Source organism: Symbiopectobacterium sp. Eva_TO (genome assembly GCF_053848865.1).
Genome location: NZ_JBSPEY010000004.1, coordinates 2,366,240 through 2,377,811, shown reverse-complemented (window position 1 = coordinate 2,377,811; position 11,572 = coordinate 2,366,240). Strand labels below are relative to the sequence as shown.

The 11,572-nt window shown below is 51.4% G+C and carries 6 protein-coding genes and 6 pseudogenes; 5 read left to right on the top strand and 7 right to left on the bottom strand.

Translation table 11 applies throughout. From position 1 onward, the window contains the following. Nucleotides 1-31: 31 nt before the first annotated feature. The gene (gene recF / locus ACWWJF_RS14520; RefSeq protein WP_455869828.1) at nt 32-1,117 is read left to right on the top strand and encodes a DNA replication/repair protein RecF; all 1,086 of its coding nucleotides are present in this window, start codon (nt 32-34) and stop codon (nt 1,115-1,117) included. Nucleotides 1,118-1,135: 18 nt separating this feature from the next. Further along, a complete protein-coding gene (gene gyrB, locus ACWWJF_RS14515) occupies nt 1,136-3,547 on the top strand; it encodes a DNA topoisomerase (ATP-hydrolyzing) subunit B (protein WP_455871098.1) in 2,412 nt (803 codons plus the stop codon). Nucleotides 3,548-3,626: 79 nt separating this feature from the next. Here gyrB and ACWWJF_RS14510 read toward each other — a convergent pair whose 3' ends face one another. Continuing rightward, nucleotides 3,627-4,829, bottom strand: coding sequence for an MFS transporter (locus tag ACWWJF_RS14510; protein ID WP_455869827.1), 1,203 nt, complete (start codon nt 4,827-4,829; stop codon nt 3,627-3,629). 287 nt (nt 4,830-5,116) lie between these two features. On the opposite strand from ACWWJF_RS14510, the pseudogene ACWWJF_RS14505 reads away from it, so the two are divergent. Continuing rightward, a pseudogene (locus ACWWJF_RS14505) lies at nt 5,117-5,422 on the top strand (IS1 family transposase); the annotation flags it as partial. A 15-nt stretch (nt 5,423-5,437) separates the two neighbouring features. Here ACWWJF_RS14505 and ACWWJF_RS14500 read toward each other — a convergent pair. Continuing rightward, a pseudogene (locus ACWWJF_RS14500) lies at nt 5,438-6,010 on the bottom strand (IS256 family transposase); the annotation flags it as partial. 308 nt (nt 6,011-6,318) lie between these two features. On the opposite strand from ACWWJF_RS14500, the gene ACWWJF_RS14495 reads away from it, so the two are divergent. Further along, nucleotides 6,319-7,110, top strand: coding sequence for an endonuclease/exonuclease/phosphatase family protein (locus ACWWJF_RS14495; protein ID WP_455869826.1), 792 nt, complete (start codon nt 6,319-6,321; stop codon nt 7,108-7,110). A 65-nt stretch (nt 7,111-7,175) separates the two neighbouring features. Here ACWWJF_RS14495 and mltD read toward each other — a convergent pair whose 3' ends face one another. Next, nucleotides 7,176-8,555: a murein transglycosylase D gene (gene mltD / locus ACWWJF_RS14490; protein ID WP_455869825.1), complete on the bottom strand. Its 1,380-nt coding sequence runs from the start codon at nt 8,553-8,555 to the stop codon at nt 7,176-7,178. Between the two features lie 148 nt (nt 8,556-8,703). Between mltD and ACWWJF_RS14485 the strand changes: the two are divergent. Further along, a pseudogene (locus ACWWJF_RS14485) lies at nt 8,704-9,242 on the top strand (IS1 family transposase); the annotation flags it as partial. 56 nt (nt 9,243-9,298) lie between these two features. Here the strand turns inward: ACWWJF_RS14485 and ACWWJF_RS14480 are convergent. The 4 genes and pseudogenes from ACWWJF_RS14480 to ACWWJF_RS14465 form a co-directional block, all read right to left on the bottom strand. Then, nucleotides 9,299-10,340: pseudogene (locus tag ACWWJF_RS14480) on the bottom strand (IS481 family transposase). Nucleotides 10,341-10,476: 136 nt separating this feature from the next. Further along, nucleotides 10,477-10,683 (bottom strand): annotated as a pseudogene (locus ACWWJF_RS14475) (LytTR family transcriptional regulator DNA-binding domain-containing protein); the annotation flags it as partial. Nucleotides 10,684-10,848: 165 nt separating this feature from the next. After that, nucleotides 10,849-11,259: pseudogene (locus ACWWJF_RS14470) on the bottom strand (response regulator); the annotation flags it as partial. Nucleotides 11,260-11,417: 158 nt separating this feature from the next. Further along, entirely contained in the window at nt 11,418-11,555 is a 138-nt protein-coding gene (locus tag ACWWJF_RS14465) for a hypothetical protein (RefSeq protein WP_455869824.1), read from the bottom strand. Nucleotides 11,556-11,572 lie beyond the last annotated feature (17 nt).

Below are 11,572 nucleotides of genomic sequence, written 5' to 3'. Positions count from 1 at the left end.
GCCGGTTGTCGCGTACAGGATCTGGTTGTCCATGGCTCTGACCCGCCTTCTGATTAAAGATTTCCGTAATATCGCCTCTGCCGATTTGGCGCTCATCCCTGGATTCAATTTTCTGGTAGGGGAGAATGGCAGCGGAAAAACCAGCGTTCTGGAGGCCATCTACACGTTGGGGCACGGTCGTGCGTTTCGCTCCATCCAGGCAGCGCGCGTGATTCGGCATGAACAGTCCGAGTTTATTCTGCACGGTCGGTTAGATGGCATGGAGCGTGAACGTTCGATAGGCCTGAGTAAAAACCGGCTGGGCGACAGTACCGTGCGTATTGATGGCAGCGATGGTCACAAGGTGGCGGATCTGGCGCAGTTGCTACCAATTCAGCTCATTACGCCGGAGGGCTTCACGTTGCTCAACGGTGGGCCAAAATACCGTCGTGCTTTTCTCGATTGGGGCTGTTTTCACCATGAGCCCGGTTTTTTCGCGGCATGGAGCAACCTGAAACGGTTATTGCGCCAGCGTAATGCCGCGCTGCGTCAGGTGGGGCAGTATCGTCAACTGCGCGCCTGGGATCAGGAACTTATTCCGCTGGCAGAGCGCATCAGCGCCTGGCGGGCGGATTACACCACTGCGATTACTGCGGACATTACCGCGACCTGCGAGCAGTTTTTGCCGGAGTTTTCACTGAGCTTCTCTTTCCAGCGTGGCTGGCACAAAGAGAGCGACTACGCCGAACTGCTGGAACGGCAGTTTGAGCGCGACCGGCAGTTGGGCTACACCGCGTTGGGGCCGCACAAAGCGGATTTTCGTATCCGGGCGGGCGGCGTTGCGGTGGAAGACATGCTGTCGCGTGGACAGTTGAAGTTATTGATGTGTGCGTTGCGATTGGCGCAGGGAGAGTTCCTCACTCGCCATAGCGGTGCCAAGTGTATTTATCTGATAGATGATTTTGCTTCCGAACTGGACATTACCCGCCGCCGTTTGTTGGCTGAACGGTTAAAAGCGACCGAGGCTCAGGTATTTGTTAGCGCCATCAGCGCTGAGCAGATAGATGACATGATCTGTGAAAAGGGCAAGATGTTCCGCGCGGAACAGGGTAAAATAACGGTTCAATTACAGGACTAAAATGAGCGAGAAACGTTGATGTCGAATTCTTATGACTCCTCAAGTATCAAAGTATTGAAAGGGCTGGATGCGGTACGTAAACGCCCGGGTATGTACATCGGTGATACGGATGACGGCACAGGCCTGCATCACATGGTATTCGAGGTTGTGGACAACGCTATCGACGAAGCGCTCGCAGGCTTCTGCAAAGACATTGTTATTACCATTCATAAAGATAACTCGGTTTCGGTGCAGGATGATGGCCGTGGCATTCCTACCGGTATTCATGAAGAAGAGGGTGTCTCTGCGGCCGAAGTGATCATGACCGTGCTGCATGCCGGCGGTAAGTTTGACGATAACTCCTATAAAGTGTCCGGCGGTCTGCACGGTGTTGGGGTTTCCGTGGTCAACGCCTTGTCTGAAAAGCTGGAACTGACCATTTACCGTGATGGCAAAACTCACCACCAAATTTATCGTCACGGCGAGCCGCAGGCACCGCTGGCCGTGGTGGGGGATACCGAACGTATCGGTACCACCGTGCGTTTCTGGCCGAGCATGGAAACCTTTAGCAACGTCACCGATTTCGAATACGACATTCTGGCCAAGCGCCTACGTGAGCTGTCTTTCCTGAACTCTGGTGTTTCTATCCGTCTCAGCGACGAGCGTGAACAGGGTAAGGCCGATCACTTCCACTATGAAGGCGGCATTAAAGCGTTTGTTGACTACCTGAATCGCAACAAGACGCCGATTCATCCGCAGGTGTTCTATTTCAGCGCGGAAAAAGACGATATTGGCGTCGAAATTGCCATGCAGTGGAACGACGGGTTCCAGGAAAATATCTACTGCTTTACCAACAACATTCCCCAGCGTGATGGCGGTACGCACCTGGCCGGTTTCCGTGGCGCGATGACGCGCACGCTGAACAGCTATATGGAAAAAGAAGGCTACAGCAAAAAGGCCAAAGTCAGTGCCACCGGTGACGATGCGCGTGAGGGCTTGATTGCCGTGGTATCGGTGAAAGTACCGGACCCGAAATTCTCCTCACAGACCAAAGACAAGCTGGTCTCTTCCGAGGTGAAAACCGCGGTGGAATCGCTGATGAACGAACGTCTGGTCGATTACCTGATGGAAAACCCGGGTGACGCCAAAATCGTGGTCGGCAAAATTATTGATGCAGCGCGCGCGCGCGAAGCGGCCCGCAAAGCACGTGAAATGACGCGTCGTAAAGGGGCGCTCGATCTGGCTGGCTTGCCGGGCAAGCTGGCGGATTGTCAGGAACGCGATCCGGCGCTGTCTGAACTCTACCTGGTGGAAGGGGACTCGGCGGGCGGCTCTGCCAAGCAGGGGCGTAACCGTAAGAATCAGGCCATTCTGCCGCTTAAAGGTAAAATCCTTAACGTGGAGAAAGCGCGCTTTGACAAGATGCTCTCTTCTCAGGAAGTGGGCACGCTGATCACTGCATTAGGCTGTGGCATTGGCCGCGATGAATACAATCCGGACAAGCTGCGTTACCACAACATCATCATCATGACCGATGCCGACGTCGATGGTGCGCACATTCGTACGCTGCTGTTGACCTTCTTCTATCGTCAGATGCCGGAAATCATTGAACGTGGTCACGTCTTTATTGCCCAGCCACCGCTGTACAAAGTGAAGAAAGGCAAGCAGGAAGAGTACATTAAAGATGATGAAGCGATGGACCAGTACCAGATTGCACTGGCACTGGATGGATCGGCGCTGCACATCAATGCTCAGGCACCTGCGTTGCAGAGCGAGCAGGTGGAACTGCTGGTGAAAGATCACCACAGCGTACAGCGGTTGATCGATCGTATGGAACGTCGTTATCCACGTGCGTTGTTGAATACCTTGATTTACCAAGACACGCTGACAGAAAACGATCTGCAAGACCGCGCCAAAGTAGAAAGCTGGTTGGCGACGTTGGTGAAAACCCTCAATGAAGATGATGTGCACGGCAGCAGTTACAGCGGCACGTTGAGCGATAACTCAGTGCTTGCCGAACCAGTGCTGCGCGTGCGTACGCACGGGGTAGATACCGATTATGTGCTGGATGCCAACTTCGTACGCGGCAGCGAACACCGCAAAATCGTACTGCTGGGTGAAAAGCTGCGTGGCCTGTTCGAAGAGGGTGCGTACATCGAGCGCGGTGAGCGCAAACAGCCGATTAACAGCTTCGAACAAGCGCTGGAGTGGCTGGTGAAAGAGTCACGCCGTGGTTTGAACATTCAGCGTTACAAAGGTCTGGGCGAAATGAACCCGGAACAGCTGTGGGAAACCACCATGGATCCGGAAAGCCGCCGCATGCTGCGCGTGACAGTTAAAGACGCCATGGCAGCGGATGAGCTGTTCACTACGCTGATGGGCGATGCGGTTGAGCCGCGCCGCGCCTTTATCGAAGAGAACGCGTTGAAAGCCGCTAACATTGATATCTGATGGATTGATATCTAGTAGGATGTAGTGACATAAAAAAACCGCCGCGCAGCCTGAGCTACGCGGCGGTTTTTTTTAATGGTTAAACCGCGGCGGCGGCGCGACGCTTGCTGGCACGCATTTCCTGCGCCAGTGTGATAGCGGCGGTGATCAGCATGAAAATGACTGCAGACCAGAAAATGGCATGGGGATGACCATTATCCAGCAACCAGCCGAACAGCACCGGACCGGCAGCCCCGCCGATATTGAACCCGGTGGACACAATACCAAATACCCGTCCTTCCGCGCCTTTCGGTGATGCAGTCCGCACCAGCATATCCCGCGAGGGTGCAATCATGCCGGAGAGGAATCCCGCTGCCGCCAGCAGTGGCACCAGTACCATCGCTGGCAACGGATAGATAGCGACAATCGCCACCAGCACGGCGGTGACGGCTAATGCGCCAGTGGCAACCAGGCCGTGGCGCTCGGTTTTATCGGCCAGAGCACCGCCCGCCAGCACGCCAAAGGCACTGGCAAACAAAAATGCGGTTAGCACCGCATTGGCATCGGATAAGGGCAGATCGTAGCCGGTAACCAATGCGGTGACCGAGAAGTTTTGGATCGAGTTAGTGCTCAGGCTCAGCATCAAAAAGAGACCCGGCAATGCCAGTATTAGCAGTGAAAACAGCATCTTGGCGCTGGTTTGCACCGGGGCGGCACCGCTTTTAGGGGCCGCTGATTTAAGCCGCGCTGGCTCGTCTTTATGCATCAGCAGCATAACGACAACCAGTAATCCCACCACGCCAGACACAATAAAGGCGGCATTGATGCCGAGCCATGCTGCTACCGCGAGTAAAATCCCCGGCGTAACGGCGTTGCCTAAAAAGCCGGAGAAGGTATGGATCGAGAACGCACGCCCCATGCGTTTGTCATCAATGCCGCGCGAGAGCAAGGCGTAATCTGACGGGTGATACACTGCGTTAGCCACACCGGCAAACCCCATCGCGATCAGCAGCCAAAGATAGTGCGGCGTCAGCCCAAGCGACATAAAGCTCAGGCTACAGAGCGTCAGTCCGGCAACCAGCGTACGCCGCGCCCCGATACGGTCAACGGCAAAACCGATGGGCGTTTGCACGCAGGCGGAGACGATGTTGAAGACGCTGATCGCCAGCCCGAGTTCAACGAAGCTGATGCCGCGTTGGGCAGACAGCAACGGGATCAGCACCGGTAGCACCATAATGTGAAAATGGTTGACCAAATGCGCACAGGAGATCTGGGCGAGCAGAGGAAGTTTCATCGTTTTCATGTTTGCGTTATGGCATCAATGCGGTCGTTGAGTGGCGCTGCTGAGTTGAAAGCGGCGATATCACGTCCAGAGGGCGAAGTTATGACAAGCGTAACATATTGTTTGCGTTTGTCGCACTTTCTCTCGTGTAGTTTTGACCTCAGGCAGACCGAGAGCTCTCGGTCTGCCTGTGTCAGATCAGGATAAACGAAACGGTAATGCCTTAAAATAGTTGGCTTTTGTGATATTCTGCCGCTATTTGAGGTTTCCACGTGGTTACTGTTTTTGTTCATTGCCCTCGCTGCCATTCGGGCGGTGTTCTGGCCTACACTTTTGGCCCCCGAACCGATGAGACCTGCCGTGAATTGCTGGCTCTGTTGACACCGTTCAACATCGGCATGATTACCAGTGACAACTGGGGCAGCTATGCAAGAGAGGTTCCGAAGCAGAAACATTTGACTGGCAAGATCTTCACGCAACGCATAGAGCGCAATAACCTGACGCTCCGTACCCGCATTAAACGACTGGCGCGTAAAACGATTTGCTTCTCGCGCTCCGTCGAGATCCACGAAAAAGTCATCGGAGCCTTCATCGAAAAACACATGTTCTACTAATTGGAGTCATTACCCGATGTTGATACCCAGTGCCAGGAACACGGATTTATTGATGACGCGACTGTCCTGCCGGACCTTCAGGATGATACAGTCAAAGTAAACAATGGGATAGACTGCATCCAGTGGACGATTTTGCCATTCAGTAACCTGTTCCATCACGGCGTCGGTGACCTTCGAGACCAGCGCCGGTGAGACATCCGCGTCATACAGCTCTTTGAACGCAGACGCTATCTCGCGGGTGGTCATCCCTCTGGCGTACAGGGACAGGATTTGGTTATCCATCCCGGTGATCCGGGTCTGGTTTTTCTTCACCAGTTGTGGTTCGAAGGAGCCATCACGATCGCGCGGAGTACGTAGTGCCAGAGGGCCATCGCCGGTGGTCACGGTGTTTGTGGAATAGCCGTTGCGGGAGTTGGCCCCCGGTTTGGGCTGATTTTTATCGTAGCCCAGATGGCGGGACATTTCGGCGTTGAGAGCAGCCTCAACGCTGATTTTCTTCAGCAGGCGATCGAATTGGCTGAGATCGTCAGGGGTTTTGAGATTTTTGGCCAGTTCGTTAGCCAGAGCCTGCAACTGTTTTTCGTGCATAAATTAACCTGTTTTTGATGTTGGATTGAACATATCAAAATCAGGCAATTACACAAATTTATGTACAGGGTCAGTCGGTTAGAATACCTGCCTGTCACGCAGGGGGTCGCGGGTTCGAGTCCTGTCCGTTCCGCCACTAAAAAGAAAAGCCCTGAGCAGTTGCTCAGGGCTTTTTACTTTGTGCCATACTTACCTTGCTCTGTAAAGATCTGTTATGCAGTGCAAGTCTTGCCGAATATCCCTGTCACTCAGGCCGTTCTTTGCTTAAAGTAATAGCGTGTAGCACTGAAGAGAGAAGCAGGTTCGTTGTGCGAAAGAAAACCTATGCGGTGAGGTACAGTGCGGGGGAACCCGTAGAGAGAATTTTTTCCTCTGGTGTACAGTATCCTGTTATGCAGGCACTACCAGAGGAGCCGCTGCTTGAAAAAAACGACGTACTGCGTGTATTGGTGTGGAACATCTATAAACAGCAGCGCCTGCACTGGCTTGCGGTATTGCAAAATTTTGGTAAAGATGCTCATCTCGTTTTACTGCAAGAGGCGCAAAGTACGCCTGAGCTGATTCGCTTTGCAACCGCGAACTATGTTGCTACCGATCAAGTCCCTGCCATTATTCTTCCCCAACACCCTTCTGGTGTGATGACGCTGTCTGCCGCACAACCGTTGTATTGCTGCCCGCTGAGAGAGAGAGAGCCTCTGCTTCGCCTGTCTAAATCGGCGCTGATTACGGTTTATGCATTGCAGAACGCTCAGCAACTGATGGTCATTAATATCCACGCCATTAATTTCAGTATCGGCGTTGAAGTGTATGGCAAACAACTGGATGCGATTGGTGAGCAGGTTAAACGTCATGCCGGGCCAGTAATCATGGCTGGGGATTTTAATGCCTGGAGCCGGCAGCGTATCAACGCGCTTTATCAATTTGCCAGTGAGATTGCCTTGCGTGAGGTTCGCTTTGTCGACGACCAGCGGCGTCGAACGTTCGGCCGCCCGTTAGATTTTGTTTTTTATCGCGGGTTACACGTCATGCAATCTTCTGTATTGGTTACCCAGGCTTCTGACCACAACCCGCTATTGGTTGAATTTCAGTTGCCGGCATGACGTTAAAACAATAAAAAAAGCCACGAAGGTCAACCATCGTGGCTTTTTTATAGGCTATCTAGCACTTAAGAGTCCGGTGATGCTGCCGTATTCACGAACAGCATTAACCGATCTCCAGGCTGAATATTTGCCTTTTTATTGATGACCGAATTCCAGCGCATAACATCTGCGATATCTACCCCGTGACGTTTGGCGATACTCGCGAGAGAGTCTCCTTTACGCACCTGATAGGTAATGGAATTACTGTTACCCTTTTTACTGCCCGCAGAGGCCTGTACAACCTGAAGCGATTGGCCAACCTTCAGCGCGTTAGCGCTGGCTAGGTTGTTCCACTTGCGCAGATCCTGCGCGCTGACCTTCAGTTTCGCCGCAATACCTGACAAGGTGTCACCTGAACGAACCTTGTATTCCGTGTTTGCGGATAACTGCGCCAGTTTAGCGGGTTGTACAGCGGCGATATCGCCATCTGCCAACGAATCCTTCAACTGCTCAACATGTGCTTTAGGCACCATAATGTAATGTGGCCCGTTCGGAGCGGTCACATCACGTTTGTAGCCTGTGTTGTAGCTCTTCAGTTTTGTTAGCGACAAGCCAGCCATTTCTGCCGCTTGCGTCAACTCCATCTGTTGACTCAGGTCTACCTGCGCCAGTGCCCGACTTTCATTGGGCTTAGGTAACTCAATGCCGTATTTTTTGCTATTCTTAAGAATATCGCTTAAGGCTAACATTTTCGGGACATAAAGTGACGTTTCACGTGGTAACGCCAATGCCCAGTAACTCGTTGACCTGCCTTTTGCCTTATTTGCTTTTACTGCTTGCAAAACACGCCCTTCACCGCTGTTATAGGCGGCGATGGTAAGTAGCCAGTCACCATCAAACATTGTGTTGAGGTGCTGCATCATGTCTAAGGCAGCCGTAGTTGATGCAACAACATCGCGACGACCATCATACCACTGGTTCTGTTTCAAACCGTAGTTACGCCCAGTGCCTGGCACAATCTGCCAGAGCCCTGCGGCATTGGCGGATGATGTGGCCTTGGGATCAAAAGCGCTCTCCACTATGGGTAGCAGTACCAGTTCCATCGGCATTTTGCGCTGCTTAATCTGCTCGACTATCCAGTACATGTACGGCTCTGCCCGTAATGTTACATCGTGGAGATAGCTCTTATTTTTTAAGTATCGTGTTTTTTGCTCGCGGATCCGGATGTTATCCGGAACCTCCATCTTCAGCTCGTCGCTAATGAAGTTCCACAGGTCGCGCTGCGCTAGGCCATTATTATCCAGCCAGCGCGCGGATGTCTCTCGACTTCCTGTGTACTTTCCTGCTTCACCTTGACCTGCTGAAGACAGACTCTGCCCATGTTTTTTCGGTTGCGAGGTGTCTTGGTAGACCTCTTGGCAACCTGCCAACAAGACTGAAGCGATAATAATCGCGTGAGCCTTCATATATGTGTCAATGGTTTGCTTAAAAGACGATCTATAATACTTTGATTAGCCGATCTGCACAACAAAAAACTTCAAAAGCAATCTTTCTTGGGTAATGCCTTCAAATAGTTGGCTTTTGTGATATTCTGCCGCTATTTGAGGTTTCCACGTGGTTACTGTTTTTGTTCATTGCCCTCGCTGCAATTCAGATAAAGTTTATCGACATGGCCTTAGTCCAACTAAGCGCGAACGCTTCCGGTGTCACTGCTGTCGCCTTGTATTCCAGCTTACCTACCGCTATGAAGCGCGAAAGCCGGGAGTCAAAGAGCAGATCGTTGATATGGCCTTCAACGGTGCCGGTGTTCGCGATACCGCCAGAACGTTGAAAATCGGCATCAATACGGTCATCCGGGCTTTAAAAAGCTCTCGCCCCGCAGGATAACGTCTTCTCCCGTTGCTCACGCCGACGCCGCCCTTATCTGTGAACTTGATGAGCAATGGAGCTTCGTTGGCAGTCAGGCGCTACAGCACTGGCTCTGGTACGCTTACAATACCAAAACGGGCGGTGTTCTGGCCTACACTTTTGGCCCCCGAACCGATGAGACCTGCCGTGAATTGCTGGCTCTGTTGACACCGTTCAACATCGGCATGATTACCAGTGACAACTGGGGCAGCTATGCAAGAGAGGTTCCGAAGCAGAAACATCTGTATTAGCTCAGACCTGATCTGACAGTTACCGGTTATTTATACAGGTGTCTGTCAGATTAAATCTGGTTCAGATTTTTTTCTGCCCAGACTCGTTTACCATCAAGTAACGTGGCCATTGGCGTACGCCCGCAGCACATTTTACCCTGATGAGTTCGCTCATTATTGTAATGCCACAACCAGTTGTCCAGATCCTTTTGTAGACTTTCTAGGTCCTCGTATAACGTCTTACGGAACGCAACCTGATAAAAATCCTGCAAAATAGTTTTATGGAAGCGCTCGCAGATACCGTTTGTCTGCGGAGACATCGCTTTCGTTTTCGTATGGTCTATATCGTTGATAGCCAAGTACAGCTGATAGTCATGTTGTTCCACTTTACCGCAGTACTCCGTCCCCCCTGTCCGTCAGTATTCTTAGCATTGGCAGCCCCTGAGCTTCGTAGAACGGCAGCACGCGATCATTGAGCAGGTCGGCGGCAGAGATCGGTGCTTTACTCGTGTAAAGCTTGCAGTGCGCCACTTTCGAGTACGTATCCACGAACGTCTGCTGGTAGATACGGCCAACACCTTTCAGATTACCCACGTAGAAGGTGTCCTGCGACCCCAGATAACCCGGGTGAGCAGTCTCTATTTCACCACAGGCTTCGTCGTCGTGCGCCTTCTTCTCCAGTGCAGCGATTTGAGCATCAGTAAGTACGATGCCTTCTCTGGCAACTTTTTCCTCAAGTGCCTTCAGGCGCTTACGAAAGTTTTCCAGATCGTGTCGTTGCCAGATGGAGCGCACACCGCTGCCAGAAATGAAGACGCCTTTTTTACGCAGCTCATTACTGGTCCGGTGCTGGCCATGAGCCGGGAACTCAATGGCGTAATCAACAACCGCACGTTCAGTGGCTTCATCAGCACGGTTTTTCAGGTTGGGAACCCGGCGGTTTTGGTTAACCAGAGCGTCAATGCCGCCTTCTGCCGCCAGTTCCTGATAGCGATAAAACGTGTCGCGTGACACCCCCATGATTTTACAGGCTTTTGATACGTTACCGAGTTCTTCGGCGAGATTGAGCAGGCCGGCTTTGTGTTTGATGATGGGATTGTTAGTATGAAGCATGAGAGTTACCTCGTGTTTTGTATAAGGATTCGACACCCATATCAAAACCGGTAACTCTCAACCTTTCAAGGTCCAGTGTCAGATCAAGTCGCGACTAATACACATTATCCTTATCAGAGGGCGGTTTCTGTCGGTATCAAGCAATACCCAGCTTCTCTTTCAAGCTTTTTAAATAGCGTCGGCTCACGGGAATATGTTTACCGGTGTGGGTAATGACTTCTGCGCCACCGTTATCCATCAACTGTATCTCCTGAAGCAGCTTGGTGTTTACCATGTAATGGCGATGACAGCGGACAAAAGGCGTTTTTTCTTCCAGCGTTTTTAACGATAGCTGGGTATAACCCATATCGTTATACACATCTTTCTAACGCACTGTTTAATCAATGAGTTACGGGTTTATCTCAGAGTGGCATTTTGAACCTCAAAAAGCCAATGGGATGGCTTGAATGCCTTAATTCACGGGGTTCTGAGCATCCTGTTCAAAAAATGGCCAAAAGATGTGTATAACGATATGGGTATAACCTGACTGATTGAGCCCTACGATATGGACGCCGCTCAGCTCGGAACAGAGATATTCCACTTCTTCGATCTTAAGGAGAAAAATACGGTTGTGGCCGTGGCACGGGATATGCCTAAGTTGAGGCTCCGCAATAAGTTGTACATTTTTATTTACGGATGTGCCGCGTCGAAGACGATTGAGGGTTTTTGCCAGGCGCTGATTGTCCAGCGGCTTGAGCAAATAATCAAAGGCATGTTCTTCAAAAGCGCGCACCGCGTATTCGTCATAGGCGCTGACAAAAACAACATAAGGCATGCTGTCAGGATCGAGCATGGCAACCAGTTCCAACCCACTGATTTTCGGCATCTGGATATCAAGAAAGATCACATCCGGTTGAAGTCGGTTAATCACCGGTATCGCGGCTTTGTTGAATAATAGGGAATCGTGCTGTTTTACTATGCCCATTTTGGTAGAAAATGCTTATCACCTCAGGCATTCCGTTTTCTCATGATGCTTAACTGCATGATTTTACGTTGCTGGAAACAATCGTTTTACTGGGCTGGTAGCATAAAATCTGTTTATTCAACAAAGCCCGGTATCGCTTCCAGCGCGTTACTGCACTGTGCTATTACCTCAATGTCATCTTCTTTATCCAGTAGTAGCAACAACTCTTCGCGAGCCAGTTGCTCGTCGTCAATTAGGATGGCTCTCAGCATGCTTTCCTCCTGTTGCA

Bases quoted from the DNA above. Each gene is read 5' to 3' on its own strand.
- recF (WP_455869828.1), top strand. From the start codon at position 32: ATGGCTCTGACCCGCCTTCTGATTAAAGATTTCCGTAATATCGCCTCT.
- gyrB (WP_455871098.1), top strand. From the start codon at position 1,136: ATGTCGAATTCTTATGACTCCTCAAGTATCAAAGTATTGAAAGGGCTG.
- ACWWJF_RS14510 (WP_455869827.1), bottom strand. From the start codon at position 4,829: ATGAAAACGATGAAACTTCCTCTGCTCGCCCAGATCTCCTGTGCGCAT.
- mltD (WP_455869825.1), bottom strand. From the start codon at position 8,555: ATGAAGGCTCACGCGATTATTATCGCTTCAGTCTTGTTGGCAGGTTGC.
- ACWWJF_RS14465 (WP_455869824.1), bottom strand. From the start codon at position 11,555: ATGCTGAGAGCCATCCTAATTGACGACGAGCAACTGGCTCGCGAAGAG.